General features: G+C 70.3%; 21 protein-coding genes. 11 read left to right on the top strand and 10 right to left on the bottom strand.

Annotation, left to right across the window (positions count from 1 at the left end):
* Positions 1-42 precede the first annotated feature (42 nt).
* Positions 43-879, bottom strand: coding sequence for an HWE histidine kinase domain-containing protein (locus MFF61_RS04205; protein WP_238233856.1), 837 nt, complete (start codon positions 877-879; stop codon positions 43-45).
* A 540-nt stretch (positions 880-1419) separates the two neighbouring features.
* Here MFF61_RS04205 and MFF61_RS04200 point away from each other — a divergent pair.
* The 7 genes from MFF61_RS04200 to MFF61_RS04170 all read left to right on the top strand — a co-directional run bounded on the left by MFF61_RS04200 (position 1420) and on the right by MFF61_RS04170 (position 7461).
* On the top strand, positions 1420-1662 hold the full coding sequence (locus MFF61_RS04200) for a hypothetical protein (RefSeq protein WP_003604884.1): 243 nt from the start codon (positions 1420-1422) through the stop codon (positions 1660-1662).
* A 15-nt stretch (positions 1663-1677) separates the two neighbouring features.
* Positions 1678-2553, top strand: coding sequence for a type 1 glutamine amidotransferase (locus tag MFF61_RS04195; protein ID WP_238233855.1), 876 nt, complete (start codon positions 1678-1680; stop codon positions 2551-2553).
* Between the two features lie 109 nt (positions 2554-2662).
* Entirely contained in the window at positions 2663-3367 is a 705-nt protein-coding gene (gntA, locus tag MFF61_RS04190; RefSeq protein WP_238233853.1) for a guanitoxin biosynthesis heme-dependent pre-guanitoxin N-hydroxylase GntA, read from the top strand.
* Positions 3357-4028 carry a DUF1989 domain-containing protein gene (locus MFF61_RS04185; protein ID WP_238233852.1) on the top strand — a complete coding sequence of 224 codons (672 nt, stop codon included), beginning with the start codon at positions 3357-3359 and terminating at the stop codon, positions 4026-4028. Before gntA ends, MFF61_RS04185 begins: the two co-directional genes overlap by 11 nt.
* 45 nt (positions 4029-4073) lie before the next feature.
* Entirely contained in the window at positions 4074-5075 is a 1002-nt protein-coding gene (locus tag MFF61_RS04180) for an SDR family oxidoreductase (protein ID WP_238233851.1), read from the top strand.
* An 83-nt stretch (positions 5076-5158) separates the two neighbouring features.
* Positions 5159-6337: a zinc-dependent alcohol dehydrogenase gene (locus tag MFF61_RS04175; protein ID WP_238233850.1), complete on the top strand. Its 1179-nt coding sequence runs from the start codon at positions 5159-5161 to the stop codon at positions 6335-6337.
* Between the two features lie 47 nt (positions 6338-6384).
* The gene (locus MFF61_RS04170; protein ID WP_238233849.1) at positions 6385-7461 is read left to right on the top strand and encodes a patatin-like phospholipase family protein; all 1077 of its coding nucleotides are present in this window, start codon (positions 6385-6387) and stop codon (positions 7459-7461) included.
* A 65-nt stretch (positions 7462-7526) separates the two neighbouring features.
* On the opposite strand, the gene MFF61_RS04165 is transcribed toward MFF61_RS04170, so the two are convergent.
* The 4 genes from MFF61_RS04165 to MFF61_RS04150 form a co-directional block, all read right to left on the bottom strand.
* Entirely contained in the window at positions 7527-9272 is a 1746-nt protein-coding gene (locus MFF61_RS04165; RefSeq protein ID WP_238233848.1) for a methyl-accepting chemotaxis protein, read from the bottom strand.
* Positions 9269-9631 (bottom strand): hypothetical protein, encoded by a 363-nt coding sequence (locus MFF61_RS04160; RefSeq protein WP_238233847.1) that lies wholly within the window; start codon positions 9629-9631, stop codon positions 9269-9271. The genes MFF61_RS04165 and MFF61_RS04160 overlap by 4 nt, the downstream gene beginning before the upstream one ends.
* Positions 9632-9713: 82 nt before the next feature.
* Positions 9714-12101, bottom strand: a complete 2388-nt coding sequence (locus MFF61_RS04155) for a bifunctional diguanylate cyclase/phosphodiesterase (protein ID WP_238233846.1) — start codon at positions 12099-12101, stop codon at positions 9714-9716.
* A gap of 170 nt (positions 12102-12271) precedes the next feature.
* The gene (locus MFF61_RS04150) at positions 12272-12475 is read right to left on the bottom strand and encodes a hypothetical protein (protein ID WP_238233845.1); all 204 of its coding nucleotides are present in this window, start codon (positions 12473-12475) and stop codon (positions 12272-12274) included.
* Between MFF61_RS04150 and MFF61_RS04145 the strand changes: the two genes are divergently transcribed.
* Both MFF61_RS04145 and MFF61_RS04140 read left to right on the top strand, forming a co-directional pair.
* Complete coding sequence (locus MFF61_RS04145) at positions 12468-12614, top strand: hypothetical protein (protein WP_238233844.1); 147 nt, start codon at positions 12468-12470, stop codon at positions 12612-12614. The genes MFF61_RS04150 and MFF61_RS04145 overlap by 8 nt on opposite strands.
* Before the next feature lie 24 nt (positions 12615-12638).
* Positions 12639-12944 carry a DUF892 family protein gene (locus tag MFF61_RS04140; RefSeq protein ID WP_210161463.1) on the top strand — a complete coding sequence of 102 codons (306 nt, stop codon included), beginning with the start codon at positions 12639-12641 and terminating at the stop codon, positions 12942-12944.
* A 127-nt stretch (positions 12945-13071) separates the two neighbouring features.
* On the opposite strand, the gene MFF61_RS04135 is transcribed toward MFF61_RS04140, so the two are convergent.
* Positions 13072-13545 carry a hypothetical protein gene (locus MFF61_RS04135; RefSeq protein ID WP_043765999.1) on the bottom strand — a complete coding sequence of 158 codons (474 nt, stop codon included), beginning with the start codon at positions 13543-13545 and terminating at the stop codon, positions 13072-13074.
* Positions 13546-14084: 539 nt separating this feature from the next.
* On the opposite strand from MFF61_RS04135, the gene MFF61_RS04130 reads away from it, so the two are divergent.
* A complete protein-coding gene (locus tag MFF61_RS04130) occupies positions 14085-14357 on the top strand; it encodes a hypothetical protein (protein WP_147025442.1) in 273 nt (90 codons plus the stop codon).
* A gap of 88 nt (positions 14358-14445) precedes the next feature.
* On the opposite strand, the gene MFF61_RS04125 is transcribed toward MFF61_RS04130, so the two are convergent.
* The 3 genes from MFF61_RS04125 to MFF61_RS04115 form a co-directional block, all read right to left on the bottom strand.
* A complete protein-coding gene (locus MFF61_RS04125) occupies positions 14446-14634 on the bottom strand; it encodes a hypothetical protein (protein WP_109951700.1) in 189 nt (62 codons plus the stop codon).
* 160 nt (positions 14635-14794) lie between these two features.
* Positions 14795-15679 carry a serine/threonine-protein kinase gene (locus MFF61_RS04120; RefSeq protein ID WP_238233843.1) on the bottom strand — a complete coding sequence of 295 codons (885 nt, stop codon included), beginning with the start codon at positions 15677-15679 and terminating at the stop codon, positions 14795-14797.
* The gene (locus MFF61_RS04115) at positions 15672-16127 is read right to left on the bottom strand and encodes a hypothetical protein (protein WP_091882029.1); all 456 of its coding nucleotides are present in this window, start codon (positions 16125-16127) and stop codon (positions 15672-15674) included. Before MFF61_RS04115 ends, MFF61_RS04120 begins: the two co-directional genes overlap by 8 nt.
* 364 nt (positions 16128-16491) lie before the next feature.
* On the opposite strand from MFF61_RS04115, the gene MFF61_RS04110 reads away from it, so the two are divergent.
* Entirely contained in the window at positions 16492-17157 is a 666-nt protein-coding gene (locus MFF61_RS04110) for a hypothetical protein (protein WP_147025441.1), read from the top strand.
* A gap of 122 nt (positions 17158-17279) precedes the next feature.
* Here the strand turns inward: MFF61_RS04110 and arsH are convergent, their stop codons facing one another.
* A complete protein-coding gene (arsH, locus tag MFF61_RS04105) occupies positions 17280-18026 on the bottom strand; it encodes an arsenical resistance protein ArsH (RefSeq protein WP_091882023.1) in 747 nt (248 codons plus the stop codon).
* Positions 18027-18047 lie beyond the last annotated feature (21 nt).

The raw sequence follows: 18047 nt of genomic DNA, 5'->3' as shown, positions 1-18047 counted from the left end.
CGTGGGATGCGGGGCCGGAGGACCGTCGTGCTCGGTCCAGTCCTAGCGCAAGGCGCGTCCGGCAGGTCCCTCCTCGACCCACCAGGCCACCTGGAGCCGACCGGTCGGAGCGGCGAGCGACCCGTGGCGGAGGGCGTTGGTCGTCAGCTCGTGCAGGGCCATGCCGACCGGCACGGCGAGCTCCGACGGGAGCACGACCGCCGGGCCCTCCAAGGTCAGGCGCCCGCGCTCGTCGTAGGGGTCGAGTTCGGCGCGCAGCAGCCCCTCGAACGAGGCGGCTTGGGCGAGATCCTCGGTGATCAGCGCGTGCGTCCGGGCCAGCGACGTGGTGCGCCCGGACAGGGCCCGAGTGAATTCGGAGACCGAGAGCGACGAGCGCATGGTCGCGTTCAGGACGGCCTGCACCGTCGCCAGCGTGTTCTTCACGCGATGGTGAAGCTCCCGCACCAGCAACGCCTGCCGATCCTCGCCGGCGCGTCGGCCGGTGACGTCTCGCTGGGCGGAGACCCAGTGCGTGATGCGGCCTTCGGTGTCGCGCACGGGCGTGATCAGCCACTCCACCACGTAGGTCGTCCCGTCCTTGCGGTAGTTCAGCGCCTCGCCCTGGGCCATCTCGCCGGCCTTCATGGCGGCTTGCAACCCGTCCAGGACGGCCCGGTCGGTGCCGGGACCCTGGAGGAAGCGCGGGGACCGCCCAAGGACCTCCTCGGCCTCGTAGCCTGTCATGCGGGTGAAGGCCGGGTTGGCGTACTCGATACGCGGACCCGGCTCGTCGATGTCGGCCGAGGTGATGAGGATCGCCTCGCCGGTGGCCTCGACCGCCGCGCGCAGCAGCCTGGGATCCGGCGCACCCGTTCCCGTCCCGACACGTCCGGCCACCCCACCCTCCAGGATAAGCCGTCGCGTGTCGGCTCTCGAACCTCACGAGACCCTCGACAGGTCCCGGGAGCGTAACGTGGAAGCGGGTCTCGGGTTGCCGCGCCTCGTGCCCAGCGCTGCGCCCCATCGTCCCAGGCGGGAAGGCCGGCGACGAGGATCCCGTCGTTACGGACGTCATCATCGCCCCGGGGCAGGGCCTTGCCGTGGAACGCGGCGGCCGGCGATGACTTCCCATCCCGGTTCATGGAGGCGGGCATGGCGGATAAGAAGGGGGCACGGCAGCGCGACGGCCAAGAAGGCGAACGCGAAGGCGAGCCACGAGGGCAAGTCCAACCCGCGGACCTCCTCGACCGCGCAGGCCGAGCTCGGCAAGAAGGGCGGCAAGGGCAAGTAAGCCGGCGCGGCGCGTGACGTCGGGGCGGCGTAGCCGGGGCCGCATGCCGCAGGTGCGGGGCCAGGACGTTTCGGTGCCGCCGAGGTTGATCCAGGCGGCGCTGCCTTGCTGGGACAGCCGGACCGACCGACGAGGCAAGGGTTACCGTGCCGGACCGAGATGAACAGGGCCGCCCTTACCGGCGGCGCCTCGACGAGATGATGGCTTTTCGCCCCTCGCCGCCCTTCCCCGACCTGGAGGTCGCGCTGTTCCGGCGGTTACAGGCCTTCGACGTGGAAGCCCGGACGGCGGGCGCCTCGCGAGAGACCCTCGGCGCTATCTCGGCCGCACGGACCTCTTTGGGATCGTCTGACCTGAAGCAGTGGCTCCCCATGCCGCGCGGCAACTGAGGACACGTCGGAATCGTGCGATCATCCCACCCGCCGCTCCGCTTCCTCGTAGCCGAGAGCGAGACCCAGCAGGCCCGCGAGAAGCGTCGCGAGAGCGTCGGTCGGTCTTCCGGCGAGACCTACCTGGACATCCTGCACAGGCTCGTGCCGGACGCCGCGTGCGACCGCATCCAGCCCGCGGACACCGATGCCGCGCTCCCGCCAGGCCTGTCGCTCACGGGCTACGACGCGGTGCTCCTCACGGGCTCGCCGCTGCACCTCTACGAGGAGACACCCGAGACACGGCGCACGGTCGCCTTCATGCGGGCCGTGTTCGCCTCCGGCACGCCGGCCTTCGGCTCGTGCGCCGGGCTGCAGGTCGCCACCGTCGCGGCCGGGGGCAGCGTGCGCCCGAACGCGCGGAGGCTGGAGGCCGGCTTCGCGCGGCGGATCACGCCGACCGGGGAAGGTCGCGCGCACCCGCTTCTGGCGGGCCGGCCGGCCGCCTACGACGCGCCCGCCATCCACACGGACGAGGTCGAGGCGTTGCCGCCGGGGGCCACCCTGCTCGCCGGCAATCGCTTGACCGCCGTGCAGGCCGCCGAGATCCGCTTCGATGGCGGCGTGTTCTGGGGCGTGCAGTACCACCCCGAGATCGGCCTCGACGAGGTGGCCGGCGCCCTGCGCCGCCAAGCGGACAGCTTGGTCGAGGCGGGCCTCGCGCGGGACGGGGAGGACGTCGAGGCCTACGCGTGGCAGGTCGACGGCCTGCATGCGGATCCCACACGGCGCGACCTCGCTTGGCGCCTCGGCCTGGACGAGCAGGTCACCGACGAGCGCCTCAGGCAGACGGAGATGCGCAACTTCGTCGAGGCCCTCGGGCGGGGGAGACCGCTGGCTGTGGATAGCTAGGACCGGTCCGAGGCCGCGCGGAACGCGGCGGAGGCGGCGCCGTTGCCTGAGGCCCCGCCATCCCACGCGGGTTTCGCGGCCATCCATGCGACGTGCGTGCCGAGTTCCGATGCAACTGCCTAGAGACGACCAGAACCACCCTCGGGCCGAAGCCTTCCGAGCCTTCATCCGCGATGCCGGCTTCCCCTGCGTCGGAGCCAAGTCGGCGCTGACCAAGGGCCAGATGCGGGTCCTGGTCGCCCGCGACATCACCTCGGCCTGGGACGACATGCGCATCTACCCGGCGCTGATGGCGTTCGCGGCCCGCTACCGCCGCCGGCCCGACCTCTCCCAGAGCTTCGCCGTCATTTTCGAGGGACCCGGCGACCTCGACGAGGCCGGCTTCGAGCGGCACCTCTGGGACCGGGTGCAGTCGCTCGCCGACAAGGATGCCTGGCTCGGCCATCCCTGGGACGGTCGCGTCGCGCAGGAGCCAGACAGCCCGCACTTCTCCCTGAGCTTCGCCGGCGAGGCGTTCTTCGTCGTCGGGCTGCACCCGCATGCCAGCCGCCCGGCACGCCGGTTCTCCTCGCCCGCCCTGGTGTTCAACCTGCATGCCCAGTTCGAGCAGCTCCGCGCGGCCGGCCGCTACGAGAAGCTGCGCTCCTCCATCCTGCAGCGGGACGAGGCGCTCGCCGGTTCGGTCAACCCGATGCTGGCGCGGCACGGTGAGATATCGGAGGCGCGCCAGTACAGCGGCCGGGTCGTGGACGCGGGCTGGCGGTGCCCCTTCCGGCCGCGTGGCGCGAACCCCGGGGGCGCCGATGTGCGCTGACGCCGGCACCCACGAGATCGCGCCGCGCTCGGGCGTCGCCTTCACCCTCGACAAGGGCGACCGCCTCACCGTCATTGACCCGCGCGGCGAGCAGGTGGCCGACCTCCTCGCCTTCAACCGTCACGACCTCGACGAGGTGATCTCCTCCGGTCGCACGCTCGACTACGCGAGCCGGATCTACTTGACGACCGGCGACCCGCTCTACTCGAACCGCTCGAACGTGCTTCTGCGCATCGTCGAGGATACGGTCGGTCGGCACGACTTCCTGCTGACGCCGTGCTCGGCCGACACCTTCCGCATCATCTACGGCGACGCGGACCCGCACCGGGGCTGCTTCGGCAACCTCGCGCACGCACTCGCCCCTTACGGGGTCGCCGCCGACCGCATCCCGGTGGCGTTCAACTGCTTCATGAACGTGCCGGTGGACGGTGCGACGGGGACGTTCACGGTCGAGCCGCCGCTCAGCCGGGCCGGCGACCACATCACCTTCGAGGCGGAAAGGGACCTGGTCATCGGCTTGACCGCCTGCTCGGCGCTCCAATCGAACAACGGCAGCTTCAAGCCCATCCACTACCGGATCGAGCGTGGCCGCCCAGGCGAACCAAGTGAGGGGGCGAGCGAAAGCGTCGCCGACCGCAACGCTTTGCCTCCTGGCGCGTAGCCTCGCCAGGCCCCCACCCCGGGGCCGGCGAGGAGCGAACCGGACATGACGCATAAGCCGCTGCGCGAGCAGGTCATCGTGATCACCGGCGCGTCGAGCGGCATCGGTTTGGCCACCGCCCGCATGGCCGCCGAGCGCGGCGCCCGGGTCGTCCTCGCCGCCCGCAGCGGGGAGGTCCTGGCTCAAGTCGCCACCGAGCTCGGCCCGAAGGCTGCCTACGTGGTGGCCGACGTGGGTCGTCGCGAGGACGTCCGGGCCATCGCCGACAAGGCCATCGCGACGTTCGGCGGCTTCGACACCTGGGTCAACGTGGCCGGCCTGACCGTCTACGGCCCCCTAAGCGAGATTGCCTACGAGGATCACCAGCGCCTCATCCAGACCAACCTCTGGGGGACGGTGAACGGCTCGCTGGTCGCGGCGGAGCACCTGCGCCAGCGTGGCGGGGCGCTGATCAACGTCGGCAGCATCGCTTCCGACCTCGCCTTCCCGTTCCAGGGTCTCTACGCCACCTCGAAGCACGCGGTGAAGGGCTTCACCGACACGTTGCGCATGGAGCTCATCGCCGAGGGAGCACCGGTCTCCGTCACCCTGGTGAAGCCCGCCTCCATCGACACGCCCCTACCGAATAGGGCGCGCAACTACATGGACCGTCAGCCTACCCTGCCGCCGCCGATCTACCCGCCCGAGGAGGTGGCCAACGCCATCCTGCACGCCGCCGTGCACCCGCAGCGCGACATCGTCGTGGGCGGCGGCGGCAAGCTGTTCGTGATGGGCAAGGAGTTCGCGCCGGGCGCCTACGACGAGCTCGCGCCGGCCATCATAGCGCTGCAGAAGCGGTCTGAGCCTCCACGGGATCCGCAGGGCGCCCTGCACGCCCCGCGGCATGCCGGCGAGGTGCGCGGGGACCCGCCGGTCTACGTCATGCGCACCAGCGCCTACACCCGGGCGACCCTGCATCCGCTCGCGACGGCCGGCGTGCTCGCAGCAGGCTTGGCCGCGACGGCCGCCGTGATCCTCGGCACGCGATCCAGGCCGCGCCATCGCTGACCTTGGGTGCCTCGCCGCGCCGGAACCGAGCCGCGACCGACCTTCTTACCGACCCGATACGCGACGATCGGAGACGACCGACCATGAAAGCACTCACGTGGCAGAGCCGGGGCAAGATCACCTGCGAGACGGTGCCGGACCCGAAGATCGAGCATGGGCGAGACGTCATCATCAAGGTGACCGCCTGCGCGATCTGCGGCTCCGACCTGCACCTGATGGGCGGGTTCATGCCGACGATGGAGTGCGGCGACGTCCTCGGCCACGAGACCATGGGCGAGGTCATCGAGGTCGGTAAGGACAACCACACGCTCAAGGTCGGCGACCGCATCGTGGTGCCCTTCACCATCTGCTGCGGCGAGTGCCGCCAGTGCAAGTGGGGCAACTGGAGCTGCTGCGAGCGCACCAACCCGAACGGCAAGCTGCAGGCCGAGACCTACGGCTACCCGCTGGCCGGCCTGTTCGGCTTCTCCCACATCACCGGCGGCTTCGCCGGCGGGCAGGCCGAGTACCTGCGGGTGCCCTACGCCGACGTCGGGCCGATCGTCGTCCCCGAGGGCCTCACCGACGAGCAGGTGCTGTTCCTCTCTGACATCTTCCCGACCGCCTACCAGGCCGCCGAGCACTGCGACATCGGCCCGGAGGACACCGTCGCCATCTGGGGCTGCGGCCCGGTCGGCGTGCTGGCGGTGAAGTGCTGCTACCTGCTGGGCGCCAAGCGCGTCATCGCCATCGACAGCGTGCCCGAGCGCCTGGCGCTCGCCCGCGAGGCCGGCGCGGAGACCATCGACCTGTCGAGCCAGAACGTGCAGGACACGCTCATGGAGATGACCCACGGCCTCGGGCCCGATTCGGTCATCGAGGCGGTCGGCATGGAATCGCACGGGGCCGATACCACGCTCCAGAAGGTCTCCTCCACCATCATGGAGCATACGGTCAGCCTGGAGCGGCCTTTCGCGCTCAACCAGGCCATCCTCGCCTGCAGGCCCGGCGGCAACGTCTCGATGCCCGGTGTTTTTGCCGGTCCGGTGGGCCCCGTCGCCCTCGGCGTGCTCATGAACAAGGGCCTGACCCTGAAGACGGGTCAGACCCACATGGTGCGGTACATGAAGCCGCTCCTGGAGCGCATCCAGAAGGGCGAGATCGACCCCTCCTTCATCATCAGCCATCGCTCCACGAACCTGGAGGAAGGGCCGGCACTCTACGAAGCGTTCCGCGACAAGACCGACAACTGCACCAAAGTGGTGTTCAAGCCGCACGGCTGACGCCGGCCGGGTCCCGGCCGCGAACGGCCTCAACGCACGAAGGCACGATGGTGGACGACACACGCGACCTCGCCCTGGTCTTTGCCGGCGGCAACGCCGTCGGCGCCTACCATGCCGGGACCTACGAGGCGCTGCACGAACATGGGCTCAGGCCCGATTGGGTCGTAGGCGCATCCATCGGCGCGGTGACGGCCGCCATCGTCGCGGGCAACGCCCCCGAGGACAGGGTCGCCAATCTCCGGATGTTCTGGGACGAGGCGACCCAGGCCACGGGCCCGAGCCCGACCGGGCTGCTCAAGCCGCGCCAGGTCTACAACGGGCTGCACGCCCTCCTGGCGCTCGCCTGGGGACGCCCGAGCATCTTCGGCCACCGGTTGCCCGGCCCATGGTCGGCGCTGCCATGGGTGCCGAACGACGTGGCCCTGTTCGACAACAGGCCGCTTCTCCGGACCTTGGAGCGCCTCGTCGATTTCGAGTGGTTGAACAGGGGCGACACCCGCCTGACGGTGGGCTGCGTCGACGTCGAGACTGGCGAGGAGGTCTACTTCGACACCGCCCGCCAGGAGGTCCGGCCCGAGCACATCCTAGCCAGCACGGCGATCCTGCCCGCCTTCCCGCCCGTGGAGGTGGACGGGCGCGTCCTGTGCGACGCGGGCTACACCAACAACCTGCCCCTCGACCCGCTCTTCGAGACCGAGCCCGAGCGGGACCTCCTCTGCATCGCCTCGGACCTGTTCTCCCTGCGGGCGCCGCGTCCCGCCTCCCTCGACGCGGTGCTGGAACGCGCCAACGACCTCATCTTCGCCAGCGCGCCGCGCCGGGCGGTTGCAGGCCTCAGGCGCGAGTACGAGTTGCGCGAGCGGCTCGATCCCGAGGGACCGGCGGTGACGCTGCTCCACCTCGTCTATCAGGCCGGTGCCGACGAGCTCGCGGCCAAGAGCTTCGACTTCTCGCCCTCGTCCATCCGCGACCGCTGGGCCGCGGGCGGAAGGGACGCGGTGCGTGGCTTGGGGTTGTTGAGGGCGGACAAGCGTGCGAGCGGCCGCTTCGAGTATCTCACCCTTCCCGACAGCCTCGGCACCCGGAAAGCCGCGGAGCCTCGGGCCGCTTCCGCGGTGGCGTAACGTCGGCGGTGCCGAAGGTAGCCGACCTCGTGGCGGTCGGCGAGCCGGCCAGGCGCGGGCTCCCGTCAGGCCGCCACGCCGAGGCCCCCTTCGAGGGCCGGGTGGCGCAAGCCGGCGCGGACGTCGAGCCCCGCCGTGCCGCCCTCGCTCCACGCGACCGCCGCCGGCGTGCGCCCCCCGTCGGCCGTCTCGAACTCGACCGCCTCGCCGGGCGCAAGTTGCGGAGCGCCCGCGATGCGGGCACCGTGGGAGGAGACCTCCGCGAGGCGGACCGAATGCCGCCGCCCCCGCACGTGCAGGAAGGCCGCCTCGTCGACGGCGACACGAACCGTGCCGCGGCGCTCCTCCAGGTCGGTCGTCACCCGTTGCACGAACTGGGTCACCGAACGCGCGAGGTCGGCCGCGACCGCCTTGAGGGACTCGGACGCGGACACGGCGCTGTCGGCGTGCCGCTGCGTCTCCCGGGTGGCCTGCGAGACCGAGACGGCTCCGGCGTGCGCCTCGGAACTGCCCTGGGCGACCTGCGCCACGGTGCGGGAGATCTCCTGCGTCGCCGCCCGCTGCTGGTCGACCGACACGGCAATCGACGTGGTCAGGGCGTTCACCTCCTGCGTGGCCGAGGCCATCGCGTGGACGGAGCCGACGGTTCGCCGCGTCGAGGCCTGGATGGCCTCTACCTGGGACACGATCTCGTCGGCCGCCCGCATGGTCTGGCCCGACAGCGCCTTCACCTCCGAGGCCACCACCGCGAAGCCGCGGCCGGCTGCGCCGGCGCGCGCCGCCTCGATGGTGGCGTTGAGCGCCAGGAGGTTGGTCTGGTCGGCCACCGACTTGATCAGGCCCATGACTGTGCCGATGCGGTCGGCCACGACGGCGAGCTGCTCGACCTCCTCGTTCGTGTTCCGCGCGATCTCGGTCATGCGCGCGATGAGCTGGCTCGCCCGCTCCGTCTGGCCGGCGATGTCGGAGATGGAGGCGCTGAGTTCCTCGGCCCCCGCCGAGACCGAGAGCACGTTCTGCGCCGTCGCCGACGCCGTGGCCTCGGAGGCGGCCGCCTGACGGCTCGAATGCTCGGCGACGCCGCTGAGGGCGAGCGCGGTCTCGCGCATGCCGCCGGTCTCGCGTTCGACCGTGCGCTCGATCTCGACGAGGGCGTCGCGGAACTCGGCGACGACCTCGCCGAGGCGGCGCTGGCGGTGGGCCTCCAGGTTACGGTCCTGGCCGGCTGCCGCCTCGGCGCGGCGCTGCGCCAGCACGCTGTCGGCGGCCTGCCGGGTGGCCGCCTCTGCGGAGGCTAGCGCCTTCGCGAGCTGGCGGGCGGCCAGCACCAGGGCGGCGGCCTCGGTGACGAGGACGACGGCATGCAGCACGACGCGCAGGTACTCGGCCCCGTTCGGGAACACCGCGGCTGGGTAGAGTACGTTCAACGCGAGGTGGTGGACGGCCACGACGCCGGCCGCCATGAGGATGGACGACCAGCAGCACCAGCCGGCGGCGACCGCGAGGGCGGCGAAGAACACCATGTGCAGGTCGATCTGCAGGTGCGTGCCCGAGGCGGCCAGCACCAGCAGGCCGACCAGCATCATCAAGGAGGCCGACGAGAGGTGGCGCGTGATGGCCGCCGCCCCGTGCCGGCGGGCGGCGGCGAGGGTCGCGCCGGGCAGGAGGACCGCGAGGACCGTCACGGGCACGGGCATGACGTCTCGCCACCAGGCGAATGCCGTGACGATGACGGCGAGCACGCCGAGCGCGCCGAGCATCACCGGCAGGAAGGCGAGGCGAAGGCGGTCGAGGCTGCCGCTGTCGGTCATGACGGGGATGGTCCGGTGAGGATCGGGGGAGGCCGGTAGCCCGGGAGGCAGGCGCCCAGGGGTCCGGCGGCGAGGACGATGAAGGCGCCGGCCCGGCGCAGGTCGGCGGCGGCGTCGCCCCCGGAGGCGTCGAGCACCGCGACGTGCCCGCCGGTGGAGAGCCACAGGATGGAGGCGCCCGAGGCGGCGACGGCCTTGGGGATTGGGGCGTCGGGGAAGAGGGTTAGGACCGCGACGGGCTCGCCGGGGCGTGGCGCGAGGGCGAGGGCGACCGGGGCGAGGCCGCAGCCGGCGACCAGGGCGCATGTCAAAGCGGCGACCCGGAGCGGCGGGAGTGTCGTGGACGTGTCTCGTGTCATGCGCCCCTTCATGCCCGCCCCCGTCCTAGCCGACCCGACACCCTGATACGGGCGAGATCGACGCTCGCCCCCGCCGACAGGCTCAGGCGCGTTTTCGGTCGTCGGCGATGACGGGAACCGTGCCATGCGTGTGCTGGGCGAACTCTCCGATGGGCGACGGGCGGCCCATCAGGTAGCCCTGGGCGGCGTGGCACTGCTCGGCAGCGAGGAAGCCGAGCTCGGCGTCGGTCTCGACGCCTTCCGCCAGCACCGGCAGGCCGAGACCGCGCCCCAGGCCAAGCACCGAGCGCACGATGGCCGCGGTCTGCTCGTTGCTGTCGACGGAGCGCACGAACGAGCCGTCGATCTTGATCTTGTCGAACGGGAACGAGCGCAGGTTCGAGAGCGACGAGTAGCCAGTGCCGAAGTCGTCCATGGCGATGCGCAGCCCCAGCGACTTCAACTGCCTCAAGGTCAGCAGCGCTCGGTTCGGGTCGCTGATCAGGGCAGTCTCGGTCACCTCGACCTCAAGGCGACCGGGCGCCAGCCCGGTCTTGAGCAGCACCTCGTGCACCAGCCCGACGAAGTGCGGGCTGTGGATCTGCACCGCCGAGACGTTGACGGCGATGGACAGCGGGTTTGACCAGGTCGCTGCCTCCCGGCAGGCCTCGCGCAGCACCCACTCGCCGATCTGCAGGATGGCGTCGCTCTCCTCGGCGATCGGGATGAACAGGGCGGGCGAGACGTAGCCGCGCTCCGGGTGCTTCCAGCGCAGTAGCGCCTCGAAGCCGATGACGGCGCCCGAGCCGACGTCCGTCTGCGGCTGGTAGACGAGCTGCATCTCGCCGCGGGCCACGGCGTGGCGCAGGTCGTGTTCGAGGAGACGGCGCTCGCGGACCTCGACGCCCATCCTCGCCTCGAAGAAGCGGTAGGTGCCCCGGCCTTCCGACTTGGCGCGGTAGAGGGCCGTGTCGGCGTAGCTCAGGAGGGCCGCGCGCTCCTGCGCGTCGTCCGGGTAGAGGGCGACGCCGATGCTGGTGGCGATCTGCGGGCCGCCCGCGTCCGTCCGGCCGGAGCGCAGCGCCTCCAGGATGCGCTCGGCGAGACGGCCGGCCTCCGACGGGCCGCCGCAGGGCATCAGCACGGCGAACTCGTCGCCGCCGAGCCGGGCCATCATCTGGGTGTCGTCGAGCTCGGCCGAGACGATCCGGGCGACGCTCTCCAGCATCGCGTCGCCGGCGGCGTGACCGAACAGGTCGTTGACCTCCTTGAAGCGGTCGAGGTCGAGGCAGAGCACCGCGAGCTTGCGCCCGCCCGCGTCGGCGGCGCGCATCTCCTGGTCGAGGCGCTTGCCGAAGCTGGCCCGGTTGGCCAGCCCGGTGAGGGCGTCGTGGTGGGCGAGGAACTGGATCTGGCGCTCGGCCTGGCGCCGCGCCCGCAGGTCGCGCACGGCGACGGCGTAGTGCGGTCGACCGGCATGATCGACCGGCTGCATAATGATCTCGACCGGCACGAGCGTGCCGTCGGCCTGGCGAAGCTCGGCCTCGACCGGGCGCTCGGGCTGGCCGGCGAGCGCGAGCCGGGCCGCGTCGCCCGGCAGGTACGCCGACAGGGCCGTGCCCGCGAGCGCACCGGGCGGCAGGCCGACCAGCTTGGCGAAGCTGCGGTTGGCGCTGACGATCGCGTCGCCGGTGCAGACGACGAGACCCTCGACCGCGGCGTTGGCGAGGCTGTGCAGGCGGTCGGCCTCCACCTTGGCGTGACGGCGGTCGCGCACGTCGAGCGCGAGTGCGGCCCCGGCCAGGAGCAGGATGGCGAAGCTCGCGAGGGCCACGGCAACCGCGAGCCACGCGTTCGGGATCGCGGCCTCCGATACGGCGAGCGTCGGGTCGGGCGCAATCGTGACCGCACCCATGGCGGTGAAGTGGTGGCTGCAGATGGCAAGCAGCAGCAGGAGCGCCGCCGGCACCTGGCGAACGAGGCCGCGGGCGCCGAGCTGGGCCGCCAGGGCGGCGCCGCCGAGGATGCCGCCCAGCGCGAGCGAGACGCCAACGGTTGCGGGATCCCACGCCTTGTGGCCGGCCACCTCGTAGGCGGCCATGCCGGTATAGTGCATCGCCGCGATGCCGAGGCCGAGGATCGCGCCGCCGGCCCAGGCCGCGGCCCGGCCGCCGACGAGGGCGGCGAGGGACAGGCCGGAGCCGACCAAGGCGACGGCGATGGCGAGGGACAGGCCGGTGAGCGCGACATCGTAGCCGCTCGGCACGCCCGGCGCGAAGGCGAGCATGGCGATGAAGTGGGTCGCCCAGATGCCGGAGCCGCCCGCCGTCGCCGCGACGGCGAGCCACCCGGCCTGGGCCCACCCGGCCGCCCTGCGCGCGTGGCTGACGAGGCAGACTGTCGTCAGTGCCGAGAGGGCGCAGATCCCGGCCGCCAAGGCGACGAGCCGGAAGTCATGGGCTTCGACGAGGCAACCGACGACGGTGAGCATGGGGCGACCCCGCGGATGTTTCGATCCGCAAGATGGGCCATGCCGGTGTAGAACGATTTAATCGGGCGCGATCCCCGGACGATCCGGAGGTCGAGGATCCGCGCGACGGGAGCGTCGTACGGTCGCGGGAGCCGCCTACGAGCATGCCTCGGCGGCCGTCCCGAGGTCCCTCAACTGTCGGCCTTCGAGCCGCTTAGCGTCAGGTCGAGGTAGATCTTGGTGACCGGCTCAATCAGACCCACGATTTCCTCGGCTGCCTTGGTCTCCTCCTCGACCGCGGCACGGAAGAACGGGCGGCTTGCTTTTCGGGTGTTCTCCGTGGTGTCGGCCGCATCCTGCGTTGACGCGCCTACCCGGAGGATGACGATGAGCAACGACGCACTCAAGACGCTCGTGGCCCAGGGGCTCGCCGCCATGACGAACGGCGGCAAGGTCGCCGCGCAGGCCACCGACGAGATCCGGAACGACGCCTACCATCCCGACCTCAAGGCCGCCCTGAAGCAAGGCAACTAAACCTCGCAGCAGTGAGCGAAGCGCATCGACCAAGCCCTGCAGGAGGCAGGCGGCAGCGGCGAGCGGAAGAACTCAGTGCTGGAAGGCCTCTACGACGTCAGCCGCGAGACCCGCCAGCAGGCGCCCGACGGCGCCTCGCGCGACCTCGGCATCATCGCTAACGGGCAACTGGCGCTGCACTACTGGATCACGGCCTTCGGCACGATCCGCGCGTATGCCGAACAACTTGGCCTGAGCGGGATCGGGCAGGCGATGCAGACCTCGCTGGACGAGGCCAAGGCCGCCAACGAGCGGCACAACGAGATCGCCGCCACGATTATGGGTGCCTGAGCGACCGACCAACCCTTGGGGTCCCCCGACGCGCGGCATCCGGCTCCAACGCATGCTGCGCGAAGCCGGTGTGATCCACCTAGTAAGCCGACGCCGCTCGATACGCTTGAGCCGACGCTAGGCCGCCTCAAGGCGATGCTCGGTACCTTTTCGTCTCCGCGGACGCGACCACCAACGCGGCGAGGCCGACGGCGGCAACGTCCTCGGCAAGCCCCCGGGCTCGTCCTGCCGATGTCCGCGAGTCCCCGCCCCGGGCGCCGTGCCCGAGGAGCGTGCCGACGACCGCGCCTGCGACGCCGGCCAGGGCGCCGTACTCGGGCGATGCGCACCGGCCGGACAAGGCCCAGCCTCCGACCGCGCCGATCGCGAGCCGGAGCGCGAACGAGGGCGGGATGCGGCGGTCGGGTGCGAACGGCATCTTGTCGTCGGCCATCTCGGCAGCGGTGGCCGTCGTGGCGAGCGCCCGCGCGCCCGGCCTGCTGGGGATCAGGTCGCCGCGCGTCCGGTCCTGCGATGCCGCCCACGTCAGCGCGGCGCAGGCGGACATGCTGCGCATCCCCGCCACGAACCCGATGCCGAGCGAGGCTCCATATCTCTGCACGATCGCTGCCCGCTGCCCGCGTTGCGCCGACCGGATGTCAGAGCGGCTGCGCCAGCCGGTGTTCCGAGCGCGCGACGCCGGGCGTCATCTCGGCGGAGTGAGACCGCCACGTTGCCTGAACTCGCTGAAGCCCGCCCGCTACATGCGGCCGCTTGATGGGCCACAACCTGCTGATGTCGTGACCGTCCCGGGGAAGTCCGCTTCTCCGCTCGAAGCAGACGCTTCATCCGGCCAGCCGCTAGGTCTGCAAAGGGTCACTTTGAGGCATTCACCTGAGCGGCGTAGGACGTCCGCTTGCCCTTAGCTTGAGCCCCTAAGAGGACAGGCCGCTTGCGGCCAGGATCGGTCGTTCTGGGCCAATCAGATGGCCGATAAGCAGACAATCCGAAGGCCCGAGAAGGGTCGGGAGCGGCGGTCCAAGTCCGACTAGCCCGAAGTCGGCTCTCGGCGCTTCGTTGCTCATCGACGATGCTTAGGCGAACGGGAGCGAACCACCCTGCGCCTACCTAGAGAATGCGCCTTAGGGTGTGAAGCCGCCTATGGCGCCCGAGATGCGTCCGCCCCTACCCGCACCCGGCCGCTACTGCGCGCCGGGCATGCCCGACATTACCATCGGCCCAGGCCCTGACGTCGGCATCGACCTGATGGATTGCCGGCACGCGACAATCCCCGGCGGCCGCGTCCGAGCCGCGCGCTGCTACGGCATGGGTGGGGCGGAGGTCCCGTATGATGTGGATCTCGTCGTGCGCTCGGACGGCGCCCTGGAGCACGACGGCACGGTCTACAGCCGGCCTTGCGGTGCAAAGCGGTGACTTCGTCGCGCCGGTGCGGGGCCGGTCGCTCGCCCCGTCTCACGTCCGGACGGCCCGAATGCGATCCGCGGCGCAGTCGCGCGGATCTCTATGTGTTGTCTCGACGGCCCTGAGGTCGGAAATCCACGTAGAAGTCGTCGCCGATGGGGGCGGCCAGGAAGTCCCGCTCCGGCTTCCGGTTCGCCTGATCGCCCTTTTCGCCCGCGCAGGCGGCCGGGCGCCCAGCAAGGCTGGAGCGCCTGACGTATCGGCTCGGGTCGTTCTTGATCTTGGCCATCAGTAGGAACCTAGCAGCCGCTCCACGTCCCGCTCGGAGATTTTGGTCTGGCATGCGGCGGTCACGCGCTGCCGCCGTCCGCCGTCCTTCGTCTTGTAGCACTCGGAGCTCCCGTCCCCGTTTACGGTGAACTCGTACGACGTTCCGTTTTCGTTCTTCCCTAAACTCTCTTATCAGCTGTTGCCTCCAGGCGCCAGTCCAGCAGGCAGCCGTCGATGTCGGCCAGTGCGTTGGCCACGTCTAGGGCGGAACCGTATCGATCGGAGGGCTCTGTCTCCAGGCAGGCGCGGACGACCTTGCGGAGCTTCGACGGGATGTGCGGCGCGAACGCCCGGCGGTCAGGGAACCGCCCGTTCCGGACGTCATACCGGAAGCCGGCCCGGTCGAAACCGGGTCCCGGCGGACCGTACTTCGCCAGCTGCGCGTGGAAGGCCTCGTTCCCGTTGCACATCCGGTAGAGGGTCAGCCCGAACTGGTAGATGTCGAAGGTGAGGTCGAACCGATCCTCCGCCAGGGCCTCGGGCGGGATCATGGGGGTGTAGTGCCGGTCCTGCTCGGCCTTCCCGACGAAGTTCATCTGCTTGGCCTGCCCGAAATCCGACACCAGCGCCTCGCCCCGGTCCGACAGCAGGATGTTGTCGGGCTTCACGTCGAAGTGGACGAGCTTCTTCGAGTGGATGTGGTGAAGCCCGCTCAGGACTTGGCAGGCGACCGTGACGATCTCGCGGACGGTCATGTAGCGGCCCGTGATGAGGCCCTTCACCGAGCCGCGGCGGTAGAACGGCATCGCTAGGTAGATATGGTCTTCGTCGTAGCAGGCGTAGTGGATCTGAACGACGTTCTGATGAGCGCTCGCGTAGAGGGCCTGCGACTCCGCGAAGAACTCGGCCGGCGAGGCCAGGCTCGCCTTCGCGATCCGCTTCGTTACGATCTCCGCGTTGAGCTGGTGATCGCGCGAGAGGAAGGTCTCCGAGTTGCGGCCGTCCGCGCCGATGTCCCGCACCCGCTCAAAGGTCAGCTCGGCCTTGTTGTACGGCTTAAGCATTTTCGGCCCCCATGGCGTACAGGATCGCCTCCCGCTCCTCCTTCGACATCTTTCCCCAGTTCTCGATGCCGTACCCGTCCTCGCCGTCGGCGAGTGGCTTGAACCGCGTCCGCTCGATGCCAAGGCGGGCCGCCCCGGTGGCGATCGGGCCCGCGAAATAGGCCGAGAGCTCGCTGCTGGCGAAGGCCTCTTGAATGACGCCCTCGATCTGGACGCGGTCGATGCTGAGGGACTGCGCGCTGGGCTCGGTGAGCCGCACGCCGGCCCTCTCGACCCGGAACTCGCGCAGGACGTCCAGGAGGTTGCTGCGCAGGTACTTCAGCCCGTCGGGGGTCCCAAAGGCCGCCGGGATCCTGATCTCCTCGACGTTGATGACCGTCTTGGCGTCCGTGTCGTAGACCGCGAAGGTGACCACGCGTGGCGCCGCCCTGATCCCGATCGTGATCACCGCATCCCCCCAGTTGCCGCCCTGTCGAGCTTGGTGCCGGGCTTTTCGCACGGACGCGCGTGCGAAGGCCAGGAGCGGGGCGCGGGACGGGCGCAAGCGCCGCGGCGCGTCCGATGGGGCCCGCAGGCCGAAGCCCCGTCCGGTGCGGGATAACCAGACGCCCGATCGCGGGATGCCAGTTGCCGAGCGTGGTCGCGACGGCTACATTCCAAACCGGAGCCGATGCCCGGGCTGCAAGCGACCCAAAAGGCGGCGAACTCGATCTCGGATCGATACCTGAACGGCAACCATCTCTGCCGGCGCAGGGTGATCATCAAGCGCTTGTGACCACCCACTCAAGACGCCGGTGTGAAATGGATGTGCCATGTCCCTTCCCAAGGACTGCGCGGACCACCTGCGCGCGCGCTATCGCCTCCTGACCGGCAACAAGCTGGGCTCCTCTCACGCGCACGAACTCGTGGCCGCATTCTTCGGATACAAGACGGCCGCGGCGCTCCGAGCGGAAACCAGGTTTCCCCTGAGCGACATCGGCAAGGCCGAAATCCTCATCCCGGACCTGCGCCTAATGGACGAGCGAGTCGGAACGCTCCGGGGGCTTCCCGCCGACCTGCCCGGCGTCGAGGATCTCACGTCCGAGCTGTGCGACTTCCTCGCGAGCCAGGGCCACTTCGACGGCCGGTTCTGGAGGTCCAGGCATCTGAGCGACGATGTCAACGCGTTCGTCCAGGACGACCCGATGATGATCGAGGGGGCCCTGGACGGCGAGATCGCCTCGACGAACGCCTACTTCGATGAGCTCTACATCGAGGAATACGATTTCAAGCCGAGTGACGACGCGCTGGTCGCGACCCTGACCGGATCGCTGAACGGCGAGAACGACCAGGATCGGGCGTTCCATGGCGACAAGATCGTCTTCACGACTGTGATGACGTTCGAGCGCGTCGCAGGGCGGATCGCCTACATGGAACCGGAGCTTGAGACCGACGGCAAGGTGGACGACTCGATGTATTACGACGAGGACTTCGCCTGATGCCTTAGCCCGCTCCCGGTCGAGGAACAGGCGCGGCATAGCACGCGCCTGCTCCGTCGCGCCTACCGCGCCCACTCGTGAGGGCCGGAGTCCAGCGAACGATCATCGTCGACGACGCAAGCCTAGGGCTTGGCGAAACCGATGTCGGAAGCGATGGCCTTGAGCCGTTCCGGCTCGCGCTCCTTGCGCTCGCTGTAGCGGTCGACGAGGTAGTCGGCCCTCCCGCGGGTCAGGAGCGTGAACTTCATCAGCTCCTCGCATACGTCGACCACGCGCTCGTACAGGGGGCCCGGCTTCATGCGGCCGGCGTCGTCGAACTCCTTGTAGGCCATTGGCACGGACGACTGGTTCGGGATGGTGATCATCCGCATCCAGCGCCCGAGCACCCGCAGAGAGTTCACGGCGTTAAAGCTCTGCGAGCCGCCCGAGACCTGCATCACCGCGAGCGTCCGCCCCTGGGTCGGCCGGACCGAGCCCTCGCTCAAGGGCAGCCAGTCGATCTGGCTCTTCATCACGCCAGTCAGGTTGCCGTGGCGCTCCGGCGAGACCCAGACCTGGCCCTCGGACCAGATCGAGAGCTGCCGCAGCTCCTGCACCTTCGGGTGGTCGGCGGTGGCGTCGTCGGGCAGCGGCAGCCCGTGGGCGTCGTAGATCCGCACCTCGCCACCCATCGCTTCCAGCAGGCGCGCCGCCTCGTAGGCCAGGAAGCGGCTGAACGAGCGCGCGCGCAGCGAGCCGTAGAGGATCAGGAAGCGCGGCGCGTGGGCGAGCGGCATCGACGCCTCCACGCGCTCGGCGGTCGGCACCTCGAAATGCGCCTCGGAGAGGTTGGGCATCCCGTCGGCGAACGGCTGCTGGGGCTTGTCCAAGGCGCTTGATTCCTCTACGTT

Source organism: Methylobacterium isbiliense (assembly GCF_022179325.1).
Taxonomy (GTDB): domain Bacteria; phylum Pseudomonadota; class Alphaproteobacteria; order Rhizobiales; family Beijerinckiaceae; genus Methylobacterium; species Methylobacterium isbiliense.
The sequence above is the reverse complement of the archived record's forward strand: the minus strand, read 5'-3'. Positions and strand labels throughout refer to the sequence as shown.

What these genes read in the sequence shown, in the direction of transcription:
- gntA (WP_238233853.1), top strand. Translation starts at nt 2,663, where the DNA reads ATGCAACTGCCTAGAGACGACCAGAACCACCCTCGGGCCGAAGCCTTC.
- MFF61_RS04185 (WP_238233852.1), top strand. Translation starts at nt 3,357, where the DNA reads ATGTGCGCTGACGCCGGCACCCACGAGATCGCGCCGCGCTCGGGCGTC.
- MFF61_RS04180 (WP_238233851.1), top strand. Translation starts at nt 4,074, where the DNA reads ATGACGCATAAGCCGCTGCGCGAGCAGGTCATCGTGATCACCGGCGCG.
- MFF61_RS04175 (WP_238233850.1), top strand. Translation starts at nt 5,159, where the DNA reads ATGAAAGCACTCACGTGGCAGAGCCGGGGCAAGATCACCTGCGAGACG.
- MFF61_RS04170 (WP_238233849.1), top strand. Translation starts at nt 6,385, where the DNA reads ATGGTGGACGACACACGCGACCTCGCCCTGGTCTTTGCCGGCGGCAAC.
- MFF61_RS04165 (WP_238233848.1), bottom strand. Translation starts at nt 9,272, where the DNA reads ATGACCGACAGCGGCAGCCTCGACCGCCTTCGCCTCGCCTTCCTGCCG.
- MFF61_RS04160 (WP_238233847.1), bottom strand. Translation starts at nt 9,631, where the DNA reads ATGACACGAGACACGTCCACGACACTCCCGCCGCTCCGGGTCGCCGCT.
- MFF61_RS04155 (WP_238233846.1), bottom strand. Translation starts at nt 12,101, where the DNA reads ATGCTCACCGTCGTCGGTTGCCTCGTCGAAGCCCATGACTTCCGGCTC.
- MFF61_RS04145 (WP_238233844.1), top strand. Translation starts at nt 12,468, where the DNA reads ATGAGCAACGACGCACTCAAGACGCTCGTGGCCCAGGGGCTCGCCGCC.
- MFF61_RS04130 (WP_147025442.1), top strand. Translation starts at nt 14,085, where the DNA reads ATGGCGCCCGAGATGCGTCCGCCCCTACCCGCACCCGGCCGCTACTGC.
- MFF61_RS04125 (WP_109951700.1), bottom strand. Translation starts at nt 14,634, where the DNA reads ATGGCCAAGATCAAGAACGACCCGAGCCGATACGTCAGGCGCTCCAGC.
- MFF61_RS04120 (WP_238233843.1), bottom strand. Translation starts at nt 15,679, where the DNA reads ATGCTTAAGCCGTACAACAAGGCCGAGCTGACCTTTGAGCGGGTGCGG.
- MFF61_RS04110 (WP_147025441.1), top strand. Translation starts at nt 16,492, where the DNA reads ATGTCCCTTCCCAAGGACTGCGCGGACCACCTGCGCGCGCGCTATCGC.